The sequence below is a fragment of the Cupriavidus necator genome (assembly GCF_016127575.1).
GTDB lineage: Bacteria > Pseudomonadota > Gammaproteobacteria > Burkholderiales > Burkholderiaceae > Cupriavidus > Cupriavidus necator_D.
In genome coordinates this window covers 931,028-956,175 of the sequence record NZ_CP066018.1, presented here as the reverse complement: position 1 = coordinate 956,175, position 25,148 = coordinate 931,028, and the positions used below count along the sequence as shown (strand labels likewise).

The following is a 25,148-nucleotide window of genomic DNA, read 5'->3' as shown; positions in this document are numbered from 1 at the left end:
TCCGATCCGATTACCAGGAGCCATCCGGCGTTTGGCGCACCGCGTGCGCAGCGATGGCCCAAGCAGCAATTCATGTCTTTTTCTGAACTCGGCTTGTCCGACAAGATTGTGCGTGCCGTGGCCGAACAGGGCTACACCACGCCGACTCCCATCCAGGCCCAGGCGATCCCCGCCATCCTCAAGGGCGGCGACCTGCTCGCCGGCGCGCAGACCGGCACCGGCAAGACCGCCGGCTTTACGCTGCCGATGCTGCAGCTGCTGTCCGACTCCGCGGCGCGCGGCGCCAATGGCGCGCAGCGTCCGGCCCGCCTGCCGGTGCGCGCACTGGTGCTGACGCCCACGCGCGAACTGGCCGCCCAGGTCGAGGAGAGCGTGCGCAACTACGGCAAGTACCTGCGCCTGCGCTCGATGGTGATGTTCGGCGGCGTCGGCATCAATCCGCAGATCGAGCAGCTCAAGCGCGGCGTCGAGATCGTGGTGGCCACGCCCGGCCGCCTGCTGGACCACGTGTCCCAGCGCACCATCGACCTGTCGCAGGTGGAACTGCTGGTGCTGGACGAAGCCGACCGCATGCTCGACATGGGCTTCATCCACGATATCCGCAAGATCCTCAACGTGCTGCCGGCCAAGCGCCAGAACCTGCTGTTCTCGGCGACGTTCTCCGACGACATCCGCGCGCTGGCAGACCGCCTGCTGAACAACCCGGCCTCGATCGAGGTGGCGCGGCGCAATACCACGGCCGAGACCGTGGACCAGCGCGTCTACCCGGTGGATCGCGAGCGCAAGCGTGAACTGCTGGCCCACCTGGTGCGTCAGCATGACTGGCACCAGGTGCTGGTGTTCACCCGCACCAAGCACGGCGCCAACCGCCTGGCCGAGCAGCTGACCAAGGACGGCCTGTCGGCACTGGCGATCCATGGCAACAAGAGCCAGTCGGCGCGCACGCGCGCGCTGTCGGAATTCAAGTCCGGCACGCTGCGGCTGCTGGTGGCAACCGATATCGCCGCGCGCGGCATCGATATCGACCAGCTGCCGCACGTGGTCAATTTCGACCTGCCCAACGTGCCCGAGGACTATGTGCACCGCATCGGCCGCACTGGCCGCGCCGGCGCCGAGGGCGAAGCGATCTCGCTGGTCTGCGTGGACGAGATTGCGCTGCTGCGCGATATCGAACGCCTGATCAAGCGCAAGCTCGAGCAGACTGTGCTGCCGGGCTTCGAGGTCGACCCGAGCATCGCACCCGAGCCGATCCAGAAGGGTCGCCAACAGCGTGGCGGTGGTGGCCAGGGGCAAGGACAAGGCCAGGGCCGCGGACGCGCCCAGGCGCGTCCGGCCGGCAACGAAGGTGAGGGCGCCCAGCGCCAGCGCCCGGCGCGCGAAGCGCAGGCTGCGCCGCGGCAAGCCCAGGGCGGCCAGCGCGGCAACGGTGCAGCCAACGGCAACCGTGGCGGCCAGCCCGCCGGCGGCGCGCGCAATCCCGCACCGCGCCGCGACGGCCAGGAGCCGGCGCGCCAGCAACGGGCCGCGGCGCAACCCGCGCGCCAGCCGCACGACGCGGCCCCGGCACCGGCGCGCAATCGCCGTCCGGCGCCGCAGGCCGCGCTGCTCGGCGGCAACCGCAAGCCGGCGCGCTGAGCGGGACAGGCTGACACCATGCACGCGTCCGACACCCCGGCCGACCCCGGCGTTCCCTACGCCGGCCTGACGCCGGAGCTGATGCTGGACGCGCTGGAAGGCGCCGGCCTGCGCCCCGACGGGCGCCTGCTGGCGCTCAACAGCTATGAGAACCGCGTCTGGCAGCTGGGCATCGAAGATGCCGCGCCGGTCATCGCCAAGTTCTACCGTCCGGGCCGCTGGACCGATGCGGCCATCCTGGAAGAACACGCCTTCGTGCAGCAACTGGCCGATGCCGAGATCCCGGCCGTGCCGGCCATGGTGCTGGCACCGGGCGCGGCCGGCACGCTGCTGCATCACGCCGGCTTCCGTTTCGCGGTATTCCCCCGCTGCGGCGGCCGCGAGCCGGCGCTGGACCGTTCCGACACGCTGACCTGGCTCGGCCGCTTCATCGGCCGCATCCACGCGCTGGGGGCGACGCAGCCCTACCAGGCGCGCCCGGCGCTAAATCTTGAAACCTTCGGCGTTGCCCCACGCGACTGGCTGCTCGCCAGCGGCTGCATTCCCGCCGACCTGCTGCCCGCATGGCAATCGGTGGCCGACCTGGCGCTGGACGGCGTGCGCCGCTGCTATGAGCGCGCCGGCGAGGTGCGCCTGCTGCGCACCCACGGCGACTGCCATCGCGGCAATGTGCTGTGGATCGGCGAGGACGACGCGCGCGGCGGCACCCATGGCGCAACGGGCCCGCATTTCGTTGACTTCGATGACAGCCGAATGGCGCCGGCGATCCAGGACATCTGGATGCTGCTCGAGGGCGACCGCGCGGCCATGCAGGACCAGCTGGCCGACATCGTTGCCGGCTATGAGGACTTCGCCGAATTCCAGCCGCGCGAACTGTGGCTGGTGGAAGCGCTGCGCACGCTGCGGCTGCTGCACTACAGCGCCTGGCTCGCCAGCCGCTGGGCCGACCCGGCCTTTCCGGCCGCGTTCCCTTGGTTCGGCACGGCGCGCTACTGGCAGGATCGCATCCTCGAACTGCGCGAACAGGTGGCGCTGATGGACGAAGCGCCCCTGTGGGGCGCCTGAGGTCTACCGGTCGGCGCCGCCAGGGCGCCGGTTTTCCACTAATTTGCTCAACCCTTCTTTTCCGGCGCCTTGACCAGCAGCACCGGGCACTCTGCCTGCGCCAGCACGCGGCCTGCGACTGAACCGATCACCGCATCGAAGAACGAACCGCGGCCATGCGTACCCATCACAATGGCCGCGGCGTCGACCGAGCGCGCACAGGCGACGATGCGCTCCGGCGCGAAGCCGTGCAGCGGGTGCCGCTCGAACGGCACCTTGGCTGCGGACAGGATCTCGCAGACCGTCGCCATGGCCTTCTCGCTGGCCTCCTTGTGCCAGTCATCGATGGTCTCCTTGCTGACAAAGGCGCGCACCTGGCCGCTTACTTCCGGCGCCACATGCACGACATGCACTGTGAAGCCGCTCTGCAGCAGCTTGCCTTCGGCGATAAAACGGGCCGCGGCGTCGCTGAAGGCCGAACCGTCGGTGGCGAGCACGATATTGGTCATGTTGGAAATCTCCTGGATGGGGGCTGTCGGCAGGCGGTGCGCCATGAGGCGGCACCGCCATCTGGAACCATCATGGCACCTAGTGTCCTGCCAGGACCCGATTTAGATCAAGTCGGATCGGATTTATCCGATTTCGCCGTGCGATAGCCGGCCGGCTGACGGATTCCGTCAAGCCGGCTGAAGCATTTGGCCATTGCCCCGTCAACGCCGTGGCGCGTAGCATGCTCCCGAGCCCCGCGGCAGGCATTGGCACGTCCGCGCTGCCGCAGGCACGGCCCATCCCATACCAATTCAATGCAAGCTGTCCCCCGGCCATGGCCCGGGCGGGCGGCGATTCCGGAGACGACGATCATGAGTGAGCGTGGCAACCTGCTGCCCCTGCGCGGTATCAAGGTGGTGGAATTCGAAGGCATCGGCCCCGGCCCGTTGTGCGGTGCGATGCTGGCTGGCCTGGGCGCCGAGGTCACGCTGGTGACCCGGCCGGTCGCGCCGGATGCCCGCCGCATCCTGCGCGGCCAGCCCGTGCCGCCTGAGATGGAGCTGGAGCACGGCAAGCGCGTGGTGCAACTGAACCTGAAGTCTGCGGACGACGTGGCCGCCGCACTGGACCTGGTGGCCGGCGCCGACGCGCTGATCGAAGGGCTGCGCCCGGGCGCGATGGAGCGCCTCGGCCTGGGCCCGAAGGCGTGCCATGCACGCAATCCGCGCCTGGTCTACGGGCGCATGACCGGTTGGGGCCAGACCGGCCCGCTGTCGCAAAGCGCCGGCCACGACCTCAACTACATCGCGCTGACCGGCCTCTTGTCGATGGCTGCGCGCGAAGGCTCACTGCCGATGGTGCCGCCGACCGTGATGGGCGATGCCACCGGCGCGCTTGGCCTGGCATTCGGCATCACCAGCGCCATCCTGAGCGCGCGCGCAAGCGGCGAGGGCTGCGTGGTGGATGCGGCCATCACCGATATCGTCGCCATGCTGGGCTCGCTGGTGCAGGTGTCGCGCGCAGCCGGCACGCTCGGCGGCCCGCAACCGAGCCCCTTCCACGATTCGCCGTTCTATGACGTTTTCCCTTGCGCCGACGGCCGCGCCATCACGCTGGGCGCGCTCGAGCCGCAGTTCTACCGCGAGCTGCTCGAGCGGCTCGAGCTGACCGACATCGACCCCGCCACGCAGTATGACCGTGCCCAGTGGCCCGCGGTGAAGGCCCGCATTGCCGCTTGCATCGCAGGCAAGTCAAGCACTCAGTGGGAGGCGTTGCTGGGCGGCACCGACGTGTGCTTTGCGCGCGTGCTGACCCTGGACGAGGCCGCGCGCCATCCGCACAACCAGGCACGCGGCACGTATCGGCTGTACCGGCAGGGCGAGCGCGAGGTGCCGCGTTCGGCGCCGGCGCCGCGCTTCCTGCCCGCGGGCACGGAATGACCTGGGGCCGCGGCACCGATGCCGCGGCCTCTCGAATCGGCTTGATCGGTTCGGCTACCATGCGGCATCCACCCAGACCGGAGACCCATGCCATGGCCGAACCCAGCCTGCAGCAACTGGTGACGGAGTTCGCCTGGGGCACGGTCTGGACTCGCGACGGCCTGGACCGCAAGCAGCGCAGCCTGGTGTCGATGCTGATTGCGCTGAACCGGCCGCAGGAGCTGGCCGGGCATCTGCGCGGCGCGCTCGCCAATGGCGTTACGCCGCAGGAACTGCGCGAACTGATGGTGCACAGCGCGATCTACTGCGGATTCCCCGCGGCGCTGGATGCCAGCCGCAAGCTGACTGAAGTCCTCGACGCTGCCAACGGGTAACGCCGACCGCGGCATCGATACGAAAACAGCGATGCAGAAGAGTCTGACTCTGATGCAGATTTTGCCGCATCTGCGCGGCGAGGATTCGGCGCATCAGGATCTCTCCGGCCCCTTAACCTTGGCACCAGGCCAAGCCATGCAAGTCGTTAAGGAGCCTCAAATTGCATCTCGCGCTGATCGTCGACGAACCCTCCCGGTTCCGCACCACGCTGTCCGCTGAAATCCGCGCTGAGTTGGGCGCCGGTGAAGTACTGGAAATGGACGGCATGCAGGAAGCATTCCGGCTGGTCCGCGAGCAACGGCCGGGGCTGGTGCTGGTCGATATCGAGTGCTTCGGCAATCCCGGCATCGACTTTGTCCGGTGCGTCTCGGCGACGCAGCCCACCGTGCCCTTGCTGGTACTGTCCGACAGCGACGCCACCCTGGCCTCGGTGCGGGCGCTGCGCGCCGGCGCCCATGGCTTCGTGGTCAAGCAGCGTGGGCTGGCCGAGGTGATGCAGGCCGTACGCGGTGTGCTGAGCGGCTACCTGGTCTTTCCCATGCATACGCTGGAAACCGTGCGCCAGATCGGCGAGCAGCGGGAATCCGGCTTTGCGCGGCTGAGCAACCGCGAGATCACCATCCTGCAATACCTGGCGCGCGGCCATTCCAACAAGTCGATCGCGGCGCAACTGCTGATCAGCAGCAAGACGGTCAGCACGCACAAGGCCAACATCATGGCCAAGCTCAATGTCGGCTCCCTGGTCGAAATGGTGGACTACGCGCGCCGGCATCAGCTGGTGTGGTAACGCGCACCCCGGGCGGCTTGCGGCACCATGCCGCCATCGCGGGTAGACTGTTGGCGTGTGTGACGAATCCGAACTTTTCGCCCGATGCCACCGACCCTGAATGCCGCCGCACGCCGCCTGGGCGCTGTCGTGCTTGCCTGTGCCGCCGCATGCCAGGCCACGCCTGCCTTCGCCAACGAACCGATGTGGTTTGCGCAGGGCCGACCGGTGCCGGCGGCCCGCCAGGCCGTCGATGCGCTGGCCGCGGCCGCGGCCGACGGCCTCGACCCGCGCGACTACGATGCCGACGCCTTGCGCCAGGCCGTGGCCCAGGCCGCCAGCGGGCCAGCATTGCCGCCGGACGCTGCCGCACGCGTGGATGCGGCGCTGAGCGCCGCGATGGAGCGGATGCTGGCAGACCTGCACGGCGGGCGCGTCAACCCGCGCGCGGTCCATGCCAACTTTGCCCCGCAGGCGGAACGGCCCTTCGATGCCGCCATCTGGCTGCGCGATGCCGTCAGGCAGCAACGGCTGCCCGATGCCATCCGCCAGGCAGCGCCCACCTTCCCGCTCTATGGCACGCTGCGGGAGGCCCTGGCGCGGTACCGCGAGATCGCGAAGCAGCCGGCCTGGGGGCAGCCGCTGCCACCCTTGCCGGCGAGCAAGCTGACGCCGGGCCAGCCCTGGGCCGGTGCCGCGGCGCTGGCTGCACGCCTGGTTGCGCTGGGCGACCTGCCCGCCGGCACCCAGGTGCCGGCCCGCTACGAAGGGACCCTGGTCGACGGCGTCAAGGCGTTCCAGTCGCGCCACGGCCTGGAGGCCGACGGCGTGATCGGCGCGGCCACGCTGGCACAACTCAACCTGCCCATCGCCAGCCGTGTGCGGCAAATCGAACTGACCATGGAGCGGCTGCGCTGGACGCCGCTGGACGGTCCGCGCATGATCGTGGTCAATGTGCCGGAATTCATGCTGCGCGCCTATGAGATCCGCGACGGCAAGCTCGACATCAAGCTCGAGATGAAGGTGATCGTGGGCAAGGCACTGGATACGCGCACGCCGTTGTTCGAGGAGGATATGCGCTACATCGAGTTCAGCCCGTACTGGAACATCCCGCCCTCGATCGCGCGCCGCGAGACCGTGCCGCACCTGCGCCGCGATCCGGCCTATTTCAACCGGCAGGGCCTGGAGTTCGTCACCGGCGACGGCAAGGCCGTGACCACGCTGTCCGAGGAAAATCTCGAGGCAGTGCTGAACGGCCGCATGCGCATCCGCCAGCGGCCGGGCCCGCTGAACGCGCTGGGCGATATCAAGTTCGTGTTTCCCAACAACGAGAACATCTACCTGCACCACACGCCCTCGCCGCAGCTGTTCAAGCGCGGCCGGCGCGACTTCAGTCATGGCTGCATCCGCGTGGAAGCCCCAGTAGCATTGGCCCAGTTCGTGTTGCACGATATGCCGGACTGGAACGAGACCCGGATCCGCGAAGCGATGACGCGTGGCAAGTCCAATACGGTGCGCCTGCAGCAGCCCTTGCCGGTGGTGCTGGCCTACGGCACGGTCATTGCGCGCGCCGATGGTCGTGTATCCTTCTTGCCTGACATTTACGGTCACGACAAATTGCTGGAGAAGGCACTGCGGCAACGCAACGGACGGCCCCAGCAACCAGCTATTGCAAGCGCCTCTGGCACCACCCGCTGAGGCGCCACTGGCACATTCAGAGGAAGTACCATGACTGATGCGACGCGCCAGGCACGCCGCCGCTTTCTTCATACCGCCGGAGGCCTGGCCCTTGCCGCCGGCCTGATGCCGCTGGCGCCGCGCCAGGCGCTGGCAGGCCTGCCTGCAAACCGGGCCCTGGCTGGCCTGCCGGACGCCCGCACGCTGGCGTTCGACCACACCCACACCGGCGAACGCGTGTCGTTGGTCTATGCCGTTGGCGACCGCTTCGTGCCCGACGCGCTGACTACGCTCAACGGCTTCCTGCGCGACCACTATTCCGGCAAGGTCGGCATGATCGACCCGCAACTGTTCGACCTGCTGTTCCAGGTCCGCCGCGAGCTTGGCACCGACCAGCCGTTCCAGGTCATTTCCGGCTACCGCAGTCCGACCACCAATTCGCGCCTGCGCAACACGCGCGGCGGCGGCGTGGCCAGGCACAGCCTGCACATGGACGGCAAGGCCATCGACATCCGCCTGGCCGGCGTGCCGCTGGCGGACGTGCGCGACGCGGCCAAGTCATTGCAGGGCGGGGGCGTCGGCTTCTATGAGTCTGACCAGTTCGTGCACATCGATACCGGGCGCGTGCGTTACTGGTAAGCGTCGTCTGTGGCCGCCCCATGATGGGCGGCTCTCGTTTGCGCGCCCTGGTAACGACCCAAAGCAAAAAGCCGCGAACCCATGCGGGATCGCGGCTTTTTAAATAGATGGTGGCGAATCAGGGACTCGAACCCCGGACCTGCGGATTATGATTCCGTCGCTCTAACCGACTGAGCTAATTCGCCAACGAAGACTGAGATTATACCTGGGCTTTCGATGCTGTCAACACCTTCGTGTGAAGATTTTGCACGAAGGGCCCATGCATAAAAAAACGGCAGGCCGGATGGCCTGCCGTTTCCGTTAGTGCCGGACGACTGCTCAATCGTTGGCGTAGATGTTCACGTCCTTGGTCTCGCGGATGAACAGCGCGCCGATCACGAAGGTGATGGCTGCGATGATGATCGGGTACCAGAGACCGTAGTAGATGTTGCCGTTCTGGGCCACCAGCGCAAACGAGATGGTGGGCAGCAGGCCGCCGAACCAGCCGTTGCCGATATGGTAGGGCAGCGACATCGAGGTGTAGCGGATGCGGGTCGGGAACAGCTCCACCAGCATGGCGGCGATCGGGCCGTACACCATGGTGACGTAGATCACCAGGATGACCAGGATCACCAGCACCATGATCGTGTTCATCTGTGCCGGGTCGGCCTTGGTCGGGTAGCCGGCGGAGGCCATCGATTCACCAACCTCCTTCTTGAACGCCGCGATCTGCTTCTTGCTGGGCTCGTCGAAGCTGTGGCCGTTCACCAGCTGCGCGTCGAAGGCCTTGATCTCCTTGTCGCCGATCTTGACCGTGGCCACGGTGCCGGCCGGGGCCTCGACCACTTCATAGCTGGCCGATGCCTGGGCCAGCGTGCGCTTGGCAATGTCGCAGGAGCTGCGGAAGTCGATCTCGCGGGCGATCGGGCTGCCCTGGAACGAGCACTGCTTCGGGTCGGCGGTGACCACGATCTGGGCGCTCTTCTGGGCGCGCTCCAGAGCCGGGTTGGCGTAGTGGGTCATGGCCTTGAACAGCGGGAAGTAGGTCAGCACGGCCAGCGCGCAGCCCGCCATGATGATCCACTTGCGGCCGATCTTGTCCGACAGCGAGCCGAAGAAGATGAAGAACGGCGTGCCGAGCACCAGTGCGCCGGCGATCAGCAGGTTGGCCGTCTTGGCATCGACCTTGAGCACCTGGGTCAGGAAGAACAGCGCATAGAACTGGCCGGTGTACCAGACCACGGCCTGGCCGGCGGTCAGGCCGAGCAGGGCCAGGATCACGATCTTCAGGTTGCGCCACTGGCCGAAGGACTCGGTCAGCGGGGCCTTGGAGGTCTTGCCCTCTGCCTTCATGCGCTGGAACGCCGGCGATTCATTCATCGACAGGCGGATATATACCGACACGCCCAGCAGCAGGATCGACACCAGGAACGGGATGCGCCAGCCCCAGGTCTCGAAGTTGGGCCCGGTCATTTCGCGGCACAGCAGGATCACGATCAGCGACAGGAACAGGCCCAGCGTGGCCGTGGTCTGGATCCACGAGGTATAGGCGCCGCGCTTGCCGTGCGGTGCGTGCTCGGCCACGTAGGTGGCGGCACCGCCGTACTCGCCGCCGAGCGCCAGGCCTTGCAGCATGCGCAGTGCGATCAGGATGATCGGCGCGGCCCAGCCGATGGTGGCATAGCCCGGCAGCAGGCCGACGATGAAGGTCGACAGGCCCATGAGCAGGATCGTCACCAGGAAGGTGTACTTGCGCCCGATCATGTCGCCCAGGCGGCCGAACACCAGCGCGCCGAACGGCCGCACGATAAAGCCGGCGGCGAATGCGAGCAGCGCGAAGATGAAGGCCGAGGTGGGATCCAGTCCGGCGAAGAACTGCTTGGCAATGATTGCCGCCAGCGAGCCGTAGAGATAAAAGTCGTACCACTCGAACACCGTGCCCAGCGATGAGGCAAAGATCACCTTGCGCTCTTCGGCTGTCATCGGTGCGTTCTGCGCGCCCCCTGCGGGCACCGCAACGTTTTGCACGTTTGCCATATTGTCTCCTCCGTCTGGAATGGATCTCGGGTGGGCGTGGCGCGGGAAAGACCGCGCGGCTGGCCGCTATGCCTGAGTTGCAGAGGATTGTGGGTGGCGAAACTTACTGCGTTCTGACAGAACGGGGCACGGAATCGTCAAAGAATATCGGGGTATACGCTAGCCGTGGGCGCGAGCTTGGCTGCTGCGCTGCGGGGCGCAATTCACTTGTGTGGCGGAATGGCGCGCTTTGCAGGGCTGCGGCTATGCAGCATCAGTGCCTGTTCCGCGCGAGGCGCCCTGCGAAGGCGCAGGGGCGGGCGCGGCCAGGCTATCGGCGTCCGCTTCGCCGTCGGCGCGGTTCATGCGCCAGGCGTAGAGCGCGGCCATCAGCACGTAGACCACCAGCGCGCCTTGCGCGCCGACCCAGAACGAGAACGGCCAGCCAAAGAAGTCGAAGCGCAGGTCGCGCGCAAACCATGCCACCACGAAGGTGACGGTGAACCAGATCGCGAGCAGGCCGCAGATCCAGCGCAGGTTGCGCCGCCAGGCCTGGCGCTGGCGGGCTTCGGCACTATCGGGGGCGGGGCTGTCGTTCATGCGGGCGGCAGGTAGTCGGGCCGGCGCAGCGTCACGCGGAAATGCGCGCCGGCCAGCCGTGGCGATTGTTGGTAGACGTGGTCGGAAATCTGGACGTCGCCGCCGTGCTGCTGCACGATCTCGCGCACGATGGCCAGGCCCAGGCCGCTGCCTTCGGTATTGGTGCCGAGCACGCGGTAGAAGCGCTCCATCACGCGCTCGCGCTCGGCCGGCGCAATGCCCGGGCCGGTGTCTTCCACATCCAGGTAGGCGAACGGCTCGAAGGCATCGGCGCTGACGCGCACCGTGGCGTGCCCGCCGCGCGGCGTGTAGCGGATGGCGTTGTCGAGCAGGTTGTTCAGCATCTCGGTCAGCATCAGGCGGTTGCCTTGCACCATCACCGGATGTTCGTCGGCATCCAGGCCCAGGTCGATGTCGCGCGCCCAAGCCTGCGGCAGCCAGTCCTTGACCACCTCGCGCGCGAGCGCCGCCAGGTCCAGCGCGGCCATGCCGCCGGTGCCCGCCAGGTTTTCCATGCGCGCCAGCGACAGCAGCTGCGTGACCAGGTGCGCGGTGCGCTCAGAGCTGCCGGCGATCTGCGCCAGCGAGCGCCGCAGCTCTTCCGGCGACTGCTCGCGCTGCGCCAGCTCGGCCTGCATGCGCAGGCCCGCCAGCGGCGTCTTCATCTGGTGCGCGGCATCGGCGATAAAGCGCTTCTGGGTCTGCACCGACTGGTCCAGGCGCGCCAGCAGGTCGTTGAACGAACCCACCAGCGGCGTGATTTCCTGCGGCGCGGCGCGTTCGTCGATCGGGCTGGTATCGCCGGGGTTGCGCGCGCGGATGCGCTGCTGGATCGCGGTCAGCGGCGCCAGCCCGCGCGACAGCCCGAACCACACCAGCACCACCGCCAGCGGCAGGATCACGAACTGCGGCAGGATCACGCCCTTGATGATCTCGTTGGCCAGGCGCGCGCGCTTGTCCAGCGTCTCGGCCACCTGCACCAGCACCGGCTGGGTGCCGCTGACCTGCTTCAGGTCGATATAGGTGTAGGCCACGCGCACGTCGTTGCCGGCCACGCGGTCATCGCGCAGGGACACCAGCCCCGCGTGGCCCTGGTCCTCCTCGGACGGCAGCGGCAGGTCGTGGTCGCCGGCGATGTATTCGCCGCGCTTGCCGACCACCTGGTAGTAGATGTTGTCGGTCTCGTCGGCGCGCAGGATCTCGCGCGCCGACAGCGGCAGCTGCAGCGTGATGCGCCCGTTGACCTCGCGCACCTGCTGCGACAGCACGATGGCGCTGGCTTCCAGCGCGCGGTCGAAGGGCCCGTTGGCGATCGACTTGGCCACCAGGTAGGTCACCGCGATGCTCATCGGCCAGAGCAGCAGCAGCGGCGCCAGCATCCAGTCGAGGATCTCACCGAACAATGAGCGCGGCGCGGAATTTGCCGCGCTTTCCTCCAGGTGCGGCAACGCGTCGGCCAGGTCCTGGTCGGTAGTGTCCGGGGCCGGGGCGGCGGAAGGAGGGGGGGGCGCGGGGCGGGGCACGCGCCGCCAGGGCAGTCGCAGCAGGCTCATCTCGGCGAGGTTGCGCTCAGGTCAGTCGCGTGGCCTGCGGTGGGGTCGGATCAGTGATGCGTGGCCACCGCCGGCTGGAATTTCTCCAGGCAGTAGCCAAGCCCGCGCACGGTGGCGATGCGGATGCCGCCGACTTCGATCTTCTTGCGCAGCCGGTGCACGTAGACTTCGATGGCGTTGTTGCTGACTTCCTCGCCCCACTCGCACAGGTGGTCCACCAGCTGCTCTTTCGATACCAGGCGGCCGCTGCGTGTGAGCAGGATCTCCAGCAACCCGATCTCGCGCGCGGACAGGTCCAGCATCTGCTCGTTGAGATAGGCGATGCGTCCGACCTGGTCGTAGGCCAGCGGCCCGTGCCGCATCAGCGTGGCGCCGCCGCCGGCGCCGCGCCGCACCAGCGCGCGCACGCGCGCTTCAAGCTCGGACAGGGCAAAGGGCTTGGCCATATAGTCGTCGGCGCCCAGGTCCAGGCCCTTGACGCGCTCGTCGACGCTGTCGGCGGCGGTCAGGATCAGCACCGGCAGCATGGCGCCGCGCGCGCGCAGGCGCTTGAGCACTTCCAGCCCGGACATGCGCGGCAGGCCCAGGTCCAGGATCAGCAGGTCGAAGGTCTGGGTCGACAGCGCGGAATCGGCTTCCAGGCCGTTGGTGACGTGGTCGACGGCGTAACCCGAGTGGCGTAGCGAGCGCGTCAGGCCGTCCGCCAGCACGTCGTCATCTTCGGCGATCAGAATGCGCATGGTTGTCTCCACCCTGGCCGGCATAGCCGGCGCCGGCGGAATGGGGCGCGATGGGGCTTGCCAAGCATACTGTTTTTTTATACAGTACCCGCACGTTCCGCTGGGGCTGCCCGGGGAGACCCCCTGGAGAGCGGCCGCGCAGACAGCCGGGCCGGCGCTGGAGCCGGAAAATGCCGGTGCCGCGCCACATGCGGCCTATTTATACACCATTGATTCAAGGACGACCATGGACGACAAGAAGGCAGGTGCCGGCGTGAGCGCCGAGAAGCAGAAGGCGCTTGCCGCCGCGCTCTCCCAGATCGAGAAGCAGTTCGGCAAGGGCTCGATCATGCGCCTGGGCGACGGCGAGGTCGAGAAGGACATTCAGGTGGTATCCACCGGTTCGCTCGGCCTGGACATCGCGCTTGGCGTCGGCGGCCTGCCGCGCGGCCGCGTGGTCGAGATCTATGGTCCGGAATCGTCGGGCAAGACCACGCTGACGCTGCAGGTCGTGGCCGAGATGCAGAAGCTGGGCGGCACCTGCGCCTTTATCGACGCCGAGCATGCGCTGGACGTCAGCTACGCCAACAAGCTGGGCGTCAACGTCGGCGACCTGCTGATCTCGCAGCCGGACACCGGCGAACAGGCGCTGGAAATCACCGACGCGCTGGTGCGCTCGGGCTCGATCGACCTGATCGTGATCGACTCGGTGGCGGCGCTGGTGCCCAAGGCCGAAATCGAAGGCGAAATGGGCGATTCGCTGCCCGGCCTGCAGGCCCGCCTGATGAGCCAGGCGCTGCGCAAGCTGACCGGCACCATCAAGCGCACCAACTGCCTGGTGATCTTCATCAACCAGATCCGCATGAAGATCGGCGTGATGTTCGGCTCGCCGGAAACCACCACCGGCGGCAACGCGCTCAAGTTCTACGCCTCGGTGCGCCTGGATATCCGCCGCATCGGCTCGATCAAGAAGGGCGACGACGTGATCGGCAACGAGACCAAGGTCAAGGTGGTCAAGAACAAGGTCTCGCCGCCGTTCCGCGAAGCCTTCTTCGACATCCTCTACGGCCAGGGCATCTCGCGCCAGGGCGAGATCATCGACCTGGGCGTGGACGCCAAGATCGTCGAGAAGTCCGGCGCCTGGTACAGCTACAACGGCGACAAGATCGGCCAGGGCAAGGACAACGCGCGCGAATACCTGCGCGAGAACCCTGACATCGCCGACGAAATCGAGAACAAGGTGCGCGCGGCGCTGGGCGTGGTGGCCATGAACCCCACGGCGGCTGCCACGCCGGTAGCGGTCGAAGACTGACCGCGCCAGCGGCCATTGCGCCATCCGGAAGGCCGGGGCATCGCCGATGCCCCGGCCTTTTTGCTTGGCGCGGACCCCTCCATCCACAGATTCCGGCAACCATGGCAACCCGTCCCCCGCTTTCGCTGAAGGCCCGCGCCGTCGGCTACCTGTCTCGCCGCGAGCACAGCCGCGCCGAACTGGCGCGCAAGCTGGCGCCGCATGCCGAGTCGGCCGAGCAGCTGGAGCAGTTGCTGGACGCGCTGGAGCGCGAGAACTGGCTGTCGAACCAGCGCTTTGCCGACAGCCTGGTGCACCGCCGCGGCGCCCGCTACGGCACCGCGCGCGTGATGCAGGAAGCCAAGACCCACAAGCTCGGCAGCGAGCAACTGGGCGATCTGCAGGAGCGGCTGCGCGCCACGGAAGTGGAGCGCGCCCGTGAGGTCTGGCGCAAGCGCTTCGGCACCCCGCCGGACACGCCCGAAGCGCGGGCCAGGCAGATCCGCTTCATGGTGGCGCGCGGGTTCTCGCGTTCGGTCGTCGGCAAGATCATCCAGGGTGCGGACGAAGACTACGGCGACGACGGTGGCGAGGCCTGATGCGCCATGGTCGGCCGACAATCCCGCTGCGACAGTTGCTGCACAAGGATGTTCCCGGCCAAAGCGGCGCGGCATGTTAAACTCCCCCGGTTTTCGGTGCTCCGGCACCGCCGTTCCCCAGCCCCCGTATTTCCAGCCTGGCCATGCCTCTGTCCCAGCCCGTCAACCGCTCCCAGCGTCACCGTCGCGCCATTACGGCCGAGGCGTACCAGAGAGAGGACGGCTTGTGGGATATCGAGGTGCGCCTGACCGACACCAAGCCTCGCGACATCGAACTGGCCGGCGACCGCGTCCGCCCGGTAGGCCAGCCCCTGCACGACCTGTGGTTGCGCGTCACGATCAATGAGGAAATGACGGTGCTGGATGCCGAGGCCTGCTCGGACTGGGTGCCGTATCCATCTCATTGCGACACGATCGGCCCGGCTTACCGCAAGCTGATCGGCCTGAACCTGCGCAAGGGCTTTCGCAAGGCCGTGCGCGAGCGCCTGGGCGGCATGCACGGTTGCTCACACCTGACCGAGGCCGCTGGCGTGCTGCCCAGCACGGCGATCCAGGCCTTTGCCGGTGAAGTCATCAATATCCGCGACAACGGCGAGGACGACCCGAATCCGGAGCCGCCCTATCAGTTGAACGGCTGCCACGCCCTGCGTTTCGATGGCGAGGTGGTTCGTCAGTTTTACCCGCGCTGGTATGGTCACCAGCCGACGCCCAAGGTACGGGCCGAGGCAGCACCTGCCGTCGCAACTGCGCCTCAGGCGCCGCCCGCGGCCAATGGCGACCGCGGCAATGATGGCAACGACGCTGTCCCGGCCGAGCGGCCGACCGGCACCTCCGGCTGATTCTCAGGATTGGCCAGCCTGACGAGAGAGTTCGTCTTCTTTCAGATTCTTCCCTTCTACCTTTTACGCCTACCCGAAAGGAAACACGCATGAATATCCATGAGTATCAAGGCAAGGAAATCCTGCGCAAATACAATGTGCCGGTTCCGCGCGGCATCCCCGCGTTCTCGGTTGACGAGGCCCTGAAGGCCGCAGAAACGCTCGGCGGCCCGGTGTGGGTCGTCAAGGCTCAGATTCATGCGGGTGGCCGCGGCAAGGGCGGCGGCGTGAAGGTTGCCAAGAGCATCGACGACGTCAAGACCTACGCTTCGAACATCCTGGGCATGCAGCTGGTCACGCACCAGACCGGCCCGGAAGGCAAGAAGGTCAACCGTCTGCTGATCGAAGAAGGCGCCGACATCAAGAAGGAACTGTACGTTTCGCTGGTGGTGGACCGTGTTTCGCAGAAGGTCGCGCTGATGGCCTCGAGCGAAGGCGGCATGGACATCGAAGAAGTCGCCGCCCACAGCCCGGAAAAGATCCACACCCTGATCATCGAGCCGTCGGTTGGCCTGACCGACGCTGAAGCCGACGACATCGCCCGCAAGATCGGCGTGCCCGACACGAGCGTGGCGCAAGCCCGCCAGGCCCTGCAAGGCCTGTACAAGGCGTTCTATGAAACCGACGCTTCGCTGGCTGAAATCAACCCGCTGATCCTGACCGGCGACGGCAAGGTCATCGCGCTGGACGCCAAGTTCAACTTCGACTCGAACGCGCTGTTCCGTCACCCGGAAATCGTTGCCTACCGCGACCTGGATGAAGAAGACGCCAACGAAATCGAAGCCTCGAAGTTCGACCTGGCCTACATCTCGCTGGACGGCAACATCGGCTGCCTGGTGAACGGCGCCGGCCTGGCCATGGCCACCATGGACACCATCAAGCTGTTCGGCGGCGAGCCGGCCAACTTCCTCGACGTGGGCGGCGGTGCCACCACCGAGAAGGTGACCGAAGCCTTCAAGCTGATGCTGAGCAACAAGAACGTGCAGGCCATCCTGGTCAACATCTTCGGCGGCATCATGCGTTGCGACGTGATCGCCGAAGGCGTGATCTCCGCTTCCAAGGCCGTGCACCTGACGGTGCCGCTGGTCGTGCGCATGAAGGGCACCAACGAAGACCTCGGCAAGAAGATGCTGGCCGACTCGGGCCTGCCCATCATCTCGGCCGACACGATGGAAGAAGCCGCCCAGAAGGTGGTGGCCGCTGCCGCTGGCAAGTAAGCCGTCGCACGAACGCAACCATACGCGAACGCGGGCGGTGCGCAGGCGCTTTGATGCGCCCTCGCGCGCGCCGCTCGTAGCCAAGCAAAGGATTACAGCATGTCGATTCTGATCAACAAAGACACCAAGGTCATCACCCAGGGCATCACCGGCAAGACCGGCCAGTTCCACACCCGTGGCTGCCGCGACTACGCCAACGGCAAGAACTGCTTCGTCGCGGGCGTGAACCCGAAGAAGGCCGGTGAAGACTTCGAAGGCATTCCCATCTACGCCAGCGTCAAGGACGCCAAGGCTCAGACCGGCGCCACCGTGTCGGTCATCTACGTGCCGCCTGCAGGCGCCGCTGCCGCGATCTGGGAAGCCGTTGACGCCGACCTGGACCTGGTGGTCTGCATTACCGAAGGCATCCCCGTGCGCGACATGATGGAAGTCAAGGACCGCATGCGCCGCGAGAAGAAGAAGACCCTGCTGCTGGGACCGAACTGCCCGGGCCTGATCACGCCGGACGAAATCAAGATCGGCATCATGCCGGGCCATATCCACAAGAAGGGCCGCATCGGCGTGGTGTCGCGCTCGGGCACGCTGACGTACGAAGCCGTGGGCCAGCTGACCGCGCTGGGCCTGGGCCAGTCGTCGGCTGTCGGCATCGGTGGCGACCCCATCAACGGCCTGAAGCACATCGACGTGATGAAGATGTTCAACGACGATCCGGAAACGGACGCCGTGGTCATGATCGGTGAGATCGGTGGTCCGGACGAAGCCAACGCGGCTTACTGGATCAAGGAAAACATGAAGAAGCCGGTGGTTGGCTTCATCGCTGGCGTGACCGCGCCTCCGGGCAAGCGCATGGGCCACGCCGGCGCGCTGATCTCGGGCGGTGCCGATACCGCCCAGGCCAAGCTGGAAATCATGGAAGCCTGCGGTATCAAGGTGACCAAGAACCCGTCGGAGATGGGCCGCCTGCTGAAGGCAATGCTGTAAGTCGTACCTCGCCATTCCAGCGAGCGCTGGAATGGCGAACCAGGCAATGCCCCCGCCCGCGCGGGGGCATTGTCATTCTGGAGGACGGATTCGGCGTGGCTTCCGGCACGAAACATTACAGGATTGAAATCTAATCGAAAGGTTCGTGCGGTAAACAGTCATGTCCGTGTTTCGAGACATCCGAAATCCCGTCAGATGACGGGTGTGCAACCTATAAAATTCGAGGAGCCCTCCCGTGGAACTGCTGTCTTCCACCACATTCTGGATTGCGTTGGGATCGATCATCCTGACCAATATCGTCCTGTCCGGCGACAACGCGGTGGTGATCGCGCTCGCCTCGCGCAACCTGCCGCCCGCCCAGCAGAAGAAAGCCATCTTCTGGGGCAGTGCCGCCGCCATCATCATGCGCGTGGTGCTGACCGTGGCCGCGGTCAAGCTGCTGAGCCTGCCGTACCTGAAGATCGTCGGTGCCATGCTGCTGGTCTACATCGGCGTGCAACTGCTGACCGGCGATGACGATGAGGAAGGCCACGACGGCAAGGACAATATCTGGGCCGCCATCCGCACCATCCTGATCGCGGACCTGGTGATGTCGCTCGACAACGTGGTGGCCGTGGCCGCCGCCGCGCAGAAGGGCCCCGAGGGCAGCCAGCTGATGCTGCTGATCATCGGCCTGGGCCTGTCGATCCCGCTGATCGTGTTCGGCAGCACGCTGCTGCTCAAGGTCATGGAGCGCTTCCCGGTCATCATCGTGCTGGGTGCCGCGCTGTTGGGCTACCTGGCCGGTGAGATGCTGGTCAGCGACCCGGTCGACGCCGCCTGGTTCGAAGTCCACGTGCCGCACGCCCACCTGGTATTCGGCGCCGCCGGCGCGATCCTGGTGGTGATCATGGGCAAGCTGCTGAGCCGCCGGTCGGCACAGGCCGCCTGACGAGATTTCGCCCAGGCGAGAAGGGCGGCCAGCTGGCCGCCCTTTTTCGTTGGCGCGCCGCAAGGCGGCCGTCGGTGCCTTGGCCAACTAACTCATGTGAGTGATCGCACATTTTGTCGCTTCGCGCGGCGGTAGCGAGCGCAAGTGACAAATTTTGGCGCATACGGCATGCATCCCCCTGATGGGTGACGAAATTTGTCGCTTTTCACCCCCAACCGATGGGGGATGCCGCTGGCACGGTTACTGCTCAATAGTCCCCGCGTCACGAAACCGAAGACGTGCAACGCTCAACTAAAATCTCTTCGAGGGGTCAAATCATGCAACGGGTACAACAACTGAAGAAGCTGGGCCGTCGTGTCCAGAAGGGCTTTACGCTGATCGAACTGATGATCGTGGTTGCGATCATTGGTATTTTGGCGGCAATTGCGATTCCGCAGTATCAGGATTATGTGACGCGTAGCCGGTGGTCGAGCCCGCTGACGGAAATTGCACCGTTGAAGCAGGCGATCGCCCAATGTGCGCAGGTCTCGGGTGGGAACCTGACCGCATGCGGAACTCTTGCTCAGCTCACCGCTGCGACCGGTTACCCGGCAGTACCCGCACCGGCCGGTGTCACCTTGCTGTTTGGCGCTGGCGCGCCGACGGCCCCCACCGCTACTACAACGACCATTGAGCTGACTGCAGCGGCAAACAACCTGGGCTTGGCAAACGGATGTGTGGTGACTCTGACCGGTACCGCCAATGCGAACTCGATTGTTTGGACCGGTGTAACTACGGGCGCAACTTGCACGCGTGCGCAGACGGGCATCTAAGTACGGAATGCCTGAGAAAAAGCGCCTCTGGGCGCTTTTTCTTTGCCCGGCCCCCAAGCTATGATGCGCCTTTTCCCTAAACAGGCGCCTCGATGCAGCCTTCCAGGCCCTTCCTACCGTCGGCCGCCCTCATCGCAGCAATCGCCGTCCCGCTGCTAGTCTCCCGGCACACGCTGCCGCTGGCGACGTTCTATGGCGAATGGACAGCTGCACTCTGTGTGATCGCCGTCCTCGCGATCCATGCGGGTCGCCGCCCCGCTGCATCGCCTGCCGTGTCGCTGCCGTGGGTATCACTGCTGTTTCTCTGCTTGGTCGCCGTCGGTCTTGCATTGGGCGCTACCGGGCACCATGACGTGACCGGTAGCCGCCTCATCACCGTGCTCACGCTGTTCCTCGGCGCCACGGTGGCATGCACCGCATGGTCTTACCGAGGCACGACCGCAGCCTCAGTGCAGAATATCGGCGACACCCTCGCCACGGCCTTCCTCATCGCCGGCCTGCTGGGCACGCTCACACAATGGGTGCAACTGTTCCATCTCGAACCGCGTGCCTTCGGCCTCGTCTCCACCTATTTCTACGACAACAACCGCCGCCTGTGGGGCAACCTGAACCAACCCAACCACCAGGCCACCGTCGAAGGCCTGGCGCTGGTGGCGTCAGTGTGGCTGGCATCGCGGGGCCGCCTGCGATTTCCGATGTGGCTGGCCGCTGTAACCTTGCTGGAAAGCGGCATCGTGCTGTCCGGTTCGCGCACCGGCGTGCTGCATGTTGGCCTGGCTGCCTTCTACGCGCTAGCCGCGGCGTGGCTGGCGCGAGGCGCTCGACGTGACTCGGATCCTATGCAACGTCCGGTCGGGCTGATCGTCGCTGCAGTTGCAATGTTGGCGATGCTACTGATCCTGCAGCCCGCAATCCGCGCCGCAGGGCAAGCCTTCGACTGGCGCCTGTTCGACACCATCGCCCAACTCGAAGCCGAAGACCAGCTGTCCGCACGCGGCGCACTGTGGACCCACGCGCTGGCAATTTTCCGCTCCCACCCGTGGTTCGGCGTCGGCTGGGGCGAGTTCGGCTGGGCGCAATTCCAGCAGTTGCAGCAAGTCGGCGTGAAGGTGGAGATGTCCCTGCACGCCCACAACGCCATCCTCGACCTGCTGGCAAAGACGGGCATCGTCGGTACCGCCGGCGTAGGCCTGATCCTGCTGGCGTGGCTATGGCGCGTGATTCGCGTTCGCTTGTGGCACGGCGATAGCGAAGAGCGCAAGCAGACCGTGCTGGTTCTCACCTGGCTGGCGATGCTGTGCGCGCATTCGATGCTCGAATACCCGCTGCATTATCTCTATTTCTTCCTGCCGTTCTGCTTCATGCTCGGTTGGCTGGAGCCGTCGGGTTTCGGGCGTTGGCGCGTGCCGATGCCAGTGGCACGTGGGCTGGCGCTCGCGTTTGTCGTGGTGGCTGTGGCCGTGCTGGCCACCATGTGGCAAGACTACCGCCGCGCCGAAGCCCGCGAATACGCCAGCAGCGAAGGCCGCAACGCCTTGCCGATGCCGCGCTTCTGGTTCCGCCAGCACGCGCAGGCCGACGCTGCCGGCCTGGCCACCATTACGCCGGCCAATGCGGCAGAGTTGTTGCCCGCCCACATCGCCGCCGTCCACCTGCTGCCTACGCCGACCATGATCGCGCGCACCGCATGGCTGCTGGCGCTGACCGGCGATCCTGCGCAAGGCCGCCAGTGGATGGAACGGCTGCGCTGGTACTACCTTGGCGATGAAGTCGCGCAATACGCCGAGATTGCGAAGGCCTGCCGCGACCTGACGCCAGACGAACGCCCGCAGGTATTCTGCGCATGGGTCGGCGACCGTTCGCGTCGGTATTCCGAATGGCGCCGGGACTGACCTAGTAGTACGGATACGGGCTGTAATAGACCGGTGGCGGAGGCGGCGGATAGTAGTAGTACCGTGGTGACGGCGGCGCAGCGGCGACGCGTCCGGGGGCCGGCACGCGGTTGCCGCTGGCGTACATGCACTGAACGTAGGCGGCATCGTATTGCTGTTGCGTGCCGTAGCCGGCGTACTGGGCATTGCCCGCGCCGACCGCCGCGCCAGTCAGCAGGCCGACGCCCGCACCCACCGCCGCACCCGATCCGCCATTGAACGCCGCGCCCGCCGCTGCGCCCAGCGCGGTGCCGACCACGGCGCTGCCGACGGCGGCATTGTTGGCGGCCTGCGAGGATGAGACACCGCCCACCCGCCCGAAGGCGAACTGGCGGCAGTTGTAGTCGTCGGCGCGGAACTGGTCGAAGCTCTTGCCGGTGCCTGGCAGCACCATCACGCTGGGGCCGGCAGGCATCACGGCGCAGGCGCCGAGGGTCAGGGTGGCCACGGCCAGCGTGGCGCGGGTCAGGGCATGCATGGTGTCACCCCGCATCAGGAGTTGGCCGGCGGCTGTGCCGGTATGCGCTGCCAGCCGCCGGGGCAGGCCTGCACATAGGGGTAGTAGCCTTCGGGCTGGTCGCAGTGGTACCACCAGCCCTGCTGCGGCGCTACGCCGTCCGGGCCGGGGACCGGCACGGGGCCGTTCGGTCCCTGTTCGATGTACTGCGGCGGCGCCGCGGGTGCGGTGACCACGGCGGGCGGGTAGTAGTACGGGGCGGGGTAGCCATACGGGTAGCCGCCGTAGAACACGCCGGGCCCGAAATAGAGGCCCACGCCGACGCTTGTGCGCGTCTTGATGAAGCCGCCGCGTGCGTCGCTATCGTGCAAAGCGGCATCGTGGAGATCGGCCCGCCCGGCGAGGGCGGCGCCGCTTGCGGCCGTGGCCGCGAGTGCCAGGGCGATCTGGCAGAGCATGCGCCCGTTCATGGTATCCACCTCATCCCCGCGCGCACCGCATGGCACGCCACGGACAGGGTCAGCAGGCCGCAACCAGCGGCGGGCCTGCAATCATATTGAATACCAAATTGTCCCGCGCCGGCGCCACGGCGGCCCGGCTGGAAATGCGGCGTTACCTCTATTACCGGGGAACGACCCTAGCGTAAGACATTATGACACTGCCCATCGCGGCGCGTGTTGCAGGCGTCACGTGCGGAGGTCAGCCGGCCGCCACCCAATCCCCCGACTTGCCCCCATGCTTTTCCAGCAACTTCACATTGCCGATCACCATGCCGCGGTCCACCGCCTTGCACATGTCGTAGATCGTCAGCAGCGCCACCTGCACGCCGGTCAGTGCTTCCATCTCCACGCCGGTCTGGCCGCGGGTTTCGGTGCGCACGGTGCAGGCGACAGTGGCGGTGGCCTCGTCCAATGCGAACTCGACCGCCACCTTGGTCAGGCCGATCGGGTGGCATAGCGGGATCAGGTCGGCGGTGCGCTTGGTGGCCATGATCGCCGCCACGCGGGCGATGCCGATCACGTCGCCTTTCTTGGCGCTGCCGTCGCGCACCAGCGTGAAGGTGGCTGGCTGCATGGTGATGGTGCCGGTGGCCACGGCGACGCGGTGAGTGCTGGCCTTGTCGCCGACGTCGACCATGTGGGCTTGTCCGGCGGTATCGAAATGGGTGAGCTGGGTCATGATCGAGAGCTTCAGTGCGAACTGCGTGCTGGTGGCCGCCGGCGTCCCTGGGAAGCATCCGATGGGAACGGCCACGGGAGGCCGCTATCATAGCAACATGCCAAAACACCCATCGCTTCGCAGGTCTGCCGCACGCGGCCCCGGCGCCGTGGCGGACGCTGTTCCCGCCGGCTCCGCGTCACATCGCGCAGGCGCCGGCCATTGCCGCGCTGGCGGCGCATGGACGCCATGGCGGCGGCCGCTGGCGGCGCTGCTGGCGCTGACGTTCGCGGCGCCGGCCTGGCCCCAGGGTACGCCGCGCACGGCCCCGGCGCCAGCCACGCCGGTGGCGGCTGCGCCCGCGGCCAGGCCCCCGCAGCCGGTGCCCGCCATCTCGGGCGAGGCCAGCGACCAGGTCTATGACAACCTGAACCGCAGCGTGAAGGCGGGCCAGAAGTCCGAGTTCGGCCTGCGCACCAACAACGCGGTGGTGGAGGCCGGCGGCGTGCAGCTGCCGGACCTGGGCGACCCGTCCACGGCGTCGCTGTCGCCCGACATGGAAAAGCGCCTGGGCGACCGCATCATGCGCGATATCCGGCGCGACCCGCTGTACGTGCCGGATCCGCTGCTGTCCGATTACCTGAACGCGCTGGGCTACCGGCTGGTGCAGGCGGCGCGGCGCCAGAATATCTCCGGCTCGACCGGTGCGGGCACCTTTGCCACCGGCTTTGACCTGTTCGCGGTGCGTGACCGCAGCATCAACGCGTTTGCGCTGCCGGGCGGCTATATCGGCGTGCATACCGGGCTGCTGGTGCAGTCCGATACGGAATCGGAACTGGCCTCGGTGCTGGGCCATGAAATCGGCCACGTGATGCAGCGGCATATCGCGCGTGGCATCACCTCGCAGGACCAGTCGATGTGGATCGCGCTGGCCTCGATGGTGCTGGCGGGCCTGGCCGCCACGCGCAGCCCGGACGCCGCGGCGGCGCTGGCCATGGGCGGGCAGGGCGCGGCCATCGCCAACCAGCTGTCGTTCTCGCGCGGGGCCGAGCGCGAGGCCGACCGGGTCGGCTTCCAGATCCTGACCGCGGCGGGGTTTGACCCGCAGGGCATGCCCGATTTCTTCATGCGGCTGCAGCGCGCATCGGGGACCGCGGAAAATTCGGTCCCGTCTTATGTGCGGACTCACCCGCTGACCTCCGAGCGGATTGCCGACATGCAGGACCGCGTCAGCCATGCCAGCAAGCGCAAGGTCGCCAACACGCCTGAATACGAGTTTGCGCGGATGCGGGCCCGCGTGATCCAGGAATCGTCGCCCAGCGACCTGCAGAACCTGCGCGCGGCGCTGCGCACGCAACTGCCGGGAGCAACGGCACTGCGCGCTCCGGCGCTGCACTACGGCCTTGCCTTCACCGAGCAGCGGCTGGGCCGCTACCCGGCCGCCGAACAGGAGCTGGCCGAGGCGCGACGTCTCTACGGCAATATTCCCGGTGCCTCCTCGGGCAGCCCCATGCTGGACGTGATGGCGGTGGAACTGGCGCGCGCGCAGGGCCGCGTGCCCGAGGCGCTGTCCCAGGCCAGCGCGTCGATGAAGGCGTTCGCGCTGTCGCATGCGGTGGCGATTGCCTATGCCGATACCCTGGTCGGCTCAGGCCGCTATGAAGAGGCCGTGCGCTTCCTGCGCGAACGCACGCGCCAGGAGACCAGCCGCAGCGAATGGTGGGAGCTGCTGGCGCGCGCCTACGCGGGCCAGGGCAAGCGCTTGCAGCAGCACCAGGCGCTGGCCGAGAAGTATGCGATGGACGGCGCCTACCAGGCCGCGATCGAGCAGTTGCAGATCGCGCGCAAGGCCGGCGACGGCGACTTCTACACGCTGTCCGAGGTCGATGCGCGCCTGCACCAGCTGGAGCGCCAGTACCGCGAGGACAAGCAGGACAGCAAGGGCATGCCTAACTGAGGCAG

The 25,148-nt window shown here is 66.9% G+C and carries 24 protein-coding genes and 1 tRNA gene; 16 read left to right on the top strand and 9 right to left on the bottom strand.

Going from position 1 to position 25,148, the window contains the following annotated elements; genetic code table 11:
* Window positions 1–72: 72 nt before the first annotated feature.
* Window positions 73–1,635: a DEAD/DEAH box helicase gene (locus I6H87_RS04380; RefSeq protein WP_011614561.1), complete on the top strand. Its 1,563-nt coding sequence runs from the start codon at window positions 73–75 to the stop codon at window positions 1,633–1,635.
* Between the two features lie 18 nt (window positions 1,636–1,653).
* On the top strand, window positions 1,654–2,700 hold the full coding sequence (locus I6H87_RS04375) for a serine/threonine protein kinase (protein WP_010812233.1): 1,047 nt from the start codon (window positions 1,654–1,656) through the stop codon (window positions 2,698–2,700).
* Between the two features lie 47 nt (window positions 2,701–2,747).
* Here I6H87_RS04375 and I6H87_RS04370 read toward each other — a convergent pair whose 3' ends face one another.
* On the bottom strand, window positions 2,748–3,188 hold the full coding sequence (locus I6H87_RS04370) for a universal stress protein (protein WP_010812232.1): 441 nt from the start codon (window positions 3,186–3,188) through the stop codon (window positions 2,748–2,750).
* A gap of 351 nt (window positions 3,189–3,539) precedes the next feature.
* On the opposite strand from I6H87_RS04370, the gene I6H87_RS04365 reads away from it, so the two are divergent.
* The 5 genes from I6H87_RS04365 to I6H87_RS04345 all read left to right on the top strand — a co-directional run bounded on the left by I6H87_RS04365 (window position 3,540) and on the right by I6H87_RS04345 (window position 8,064).
* Window positions 3,540–4,607 carry a CaiB/BaiF CoA transferase family protein gene (locus I6H87_RS04365; RefSeq protein ID WP_011614563.1) on the top strand — a complete coding sequence of 356 codons (1,068 nt, stop codon included), beginning with the start codon at window positions 3,540–3,542 and terminating at the stop codon, window positions 4,605–4,607.
* A complete protein-coding gene (locus I6H87_RS04360; protein WP_011614564.1) occupies window positions 4,604–4,981 on the top strand; it encodes a carboxymuconolactone decarboxylase family protein in 378 nt (125 codons plus the stop codon). The genes I6H87_RS04365 and I6H87_RS04360 overlap by 4 nt, the downstream gene beginning before the upstream one ends.
* Before the next feature lie 161 nt (window positions 4,982–5,142).
* Window positions 5,143–5,769 carry a LuxR C-terminal-related transcriptional regulator gene (locus I6H87_RS04355; RefSeq protein WP_010812229.1) on the top strand — a complete coding sequence of 209 codons (627 nt, stop codon included), beginning with the start codon at window positions 5,143–5,145 and terminating at the stop codon, window positions 5,767–5,769.
* 84 nt (window positions 5,770–5,853) lie between these two features.
* Complete coding sequence (locus I6H87_RS04350) at window positions 5,854–7,446, top strand: L,D-transpeptidase family protein (protein ID WP_062804664.1); 1,593 nt, start codon at window positions 5,854–5,856, stop codon at window positions 7,444–7,446.
* Window positions 7,447–7,476: 30 nt separating this feature from the next.
* Entirely contained in the window at window positions 7,477–8,064 is a 588-nt protein-coding gene (locus I6H87_RS04345) for a YcbK family protein (RefSeq protein ID WP_010812227.1), read from the top strand.
* Between the two features lie 108 nt (window positions 8,065–8,172).
* Here I6H87_RS04345 and I6H87_RS04340 read toward each other — a convergent pair.
* The 5 genes from I6H87_RS04340 to I6H87_RS04320 form a co-directional block, all read right to left on the bottom strand.
* A tRNA-Met gene (locus tag I6H87_RS04340) sits at window positions 8,173–8,249 on the bottom strand.
* Between the two features lie 133 nt (window positions 8,250–8,382).
* Entirely contained in the window at window positions 8,383–10,080 is a 1,698-nt protein-coding gene (locus I6H87_RS04335; protein ID WP_010812226.1) for an MFS transporter, read from the bottom strand.
* Window positions 10,081–10,323: 243 nt separating this feature from the next.
* The gene (locus I6H87_RS04330; protein ID WP_010812225.1) at window positions 10,324–10,659 is read right to left on the bottom strand and encodes a DUF4212 domain-containing protein; all 336 of its coding nucleotides are present in this window, start codon (window positions 10,657–10,659) and stop codon (window positions 10,324–10,326) included.
* Window positions 10,656–12,212: a sensor histidine kinase gene (locus tag I6H87_RS04325; RefSeq protein ID WP_037025083.1), complete on the bottom strand. Its 1,557-nt coding sequence runs from the start codon at window positions 12,210–12,212 to the stop codon at window positions 10,656–10,658. The genes I6H87_RS04330 and I6H87_RS04325 overlap by 4 nt, the downstream gene beginning before the upstream one ends.
* A gap of 50 nt (window positions 12,213–12,262) precedes the next feature.
* The gene (locus tag I6H87_RS04320) at window positions 12,263–12,952 is read right to left on the bottom strand and encodes a response regulator (RefSeq protein ID WP_010812223.1); all 690 of its coding nucleotides are present in this window, start codon (window positions 12,950–12,952) and stop codon (window positions 12,263–12,265) included.
* Between the two features lie 226 nt (window positions 12,953–13,178).
* Here I6H87_RS04320 and recA point away from each other — a divergent pair, with 226 nt between their 5' ends.
* The 8 genes from recA to I6H87_RS04280 all read left to right on the top strand — a co-directional run bounded on the left by recA (window position 13,179) and on the right by I6H87_RS04280 (window position 21,532).
* Window positions 13,179–14,243 carry a recombinase RecA gene (gene recA, locus I6H87_RS04315; protein WP_010812222.1) on the top strand — a complete coding sequence of 355 codons (1,065 nt, stop codon included), beginning with the start codon at window positions 13,179–13,181 and terminating at the stop codon, window positions 14,241–14,243.
* Between the two features lie 101 nt (window positions 14,244–14,344).
* Window positions 14,345–14,821 carry a recombination regulator RecX gene (gene recX / locus I6H87_RS04310; protein ID WP_011614566.1) on the top strand — a complete coding sequence of 159 codons (477 nt, stop codon included), beginning with the start codon at window positions 14,345–14,347 and terminating at the stop codon, window positions 14,819–14,821.
* A gap of 143 nt (window positions 14,822–14,964) precedes the next feature.
* Entirely contained in the window at window positions 14,965–15,660 is a 696-nt protein-coding gene (locus tag I6H87_RS04305; protein ID WP_011614567.1) for a DUF2889 domain-containing protein, read from the top strand.
* Window positions 15,661–15,749: 89 nt separating this feature from the next.
* Window positions 15,750–16,916 (top strand): ADP-forming succinate--CoA ligase subunit beta, encoded by a 1,167-nt coding sequence (gene sucC / locus I6H87_RS04300; RefSeq protein ID WP_010812219.1) that lies wholly within the window; start codon window positions 15,750–15,752, stop codon window positions 16,914–16,916.
* A 99-nt stretch (window positions 16,917–17,015) separates the two neighbouring features.
* Window positions 17,016–17,897: a succinate--CoA ligase subunit alpha gene (sucD, locus tag I6H87_RS04295; RefSeq protein WP_011614568.1), complete on the top strand. Its 882-nt coding sequence runs from the start codon at window positions 17,016–17,018 to the stop codon at window positions 17,895–17,897.
* Between the two features lie 235 nt (window positions 17,898–18,132).
* Complete coding sequence (locus I6H87_RS04290; RefSeq protein WP_011614569.1) at window positions 18,133–18,828, top strand: TerC family protein; 696 nt, start codon at window positions 18,133–18,135, stop codon at window positions 18,826–18,828.
* Window positions 18,829–19,145: 317 nt separating this feature from the next.
* Window positions 19,146–19,640 (top strand): pilin, encoded by a 495-nt coding sequence (locus tag I6H87_RS04285; protein ID WP_011614570.1) that lies wholly within the window; start codon window positions 19,146–19,148, stop codon window positions 19,638–19,640.
* 92 nt (window positions 19,641–19,732) lie between these two features.
* Window positions 19,733–21,532 carry a PglL family O-oligosaccharyltransferase gene (locus tag I6H87_RS04280; protein ID WP_011614571.1) on the top strand — a complete coding sequence of 600 codons (1,800 nt, stop codon included), beginning with the start codon at window positions 19,733–19,735 and terminating at the stop codon, window positions 21,530–21,532.
* A gap of 1 nt (window position 21,533) precedes the next feature.
* On the opposite strand, the gene I6H87_RS04275 is transcribed toward I6H87_RS04280, so the two are convergent.
* The 3 genes from I6H87_RS04275 to moaC all read right to left on the bottom strand — a co-directional run bounded on the left by I6H87_RS04275 (window position 21,534) and on the right by moaC (window position 23,207).
* A complete protein-coding gene (locus tag I6H87_RS04275; protein ID WP_011614572.1) occupies window positions 21,534–22,049 on the bottom strand; it encodes a glycine zipper family protein in 516 nt (171 codons plus the stop codon).
* 14 nt (window positions 22,050–22,063) lie between these two features.
* Entirely contained in the window at window positions 22,064–22,498 is a 435-nt protein-coding gene (locus I6H87_RS04270) for a hypothetical protein (RefSeq protein WP_011614573.1), read from the bottom strand.
* Window positions 22,499–22,727: 229 nt separating this feature from the next.
* Window positions 22,728–23,207, bottom strand: coding sequence for a cyclic pyranopterin monophosphate synthase MoaC (gene moaC, locus I6H87_RS04265; protein ID WP_011614574.1), 480 nt, complete (start codon window positions 23,205–23,207; stop codon window positions 22,728–22,730).
* Window positions 23,208–23,304: 97 nt separating this feature from the next.
* On the opposite strand from moaC, the gene I6H87_RS04260 reads away from it, so the two are divergent.
* A complete protein-coding gene (locus I6H87_RS04260) occupies window positions 23,305–25,143 on the top strand; it encodes a beta-barrel assembly-enhancing protease (protein WP_136227736.1) in 1,839 nt (612 codons plus the stop codon).
* The last annotated feature ends 5 nt before the right edge of the window (window positions 25,144–25,148 follow it).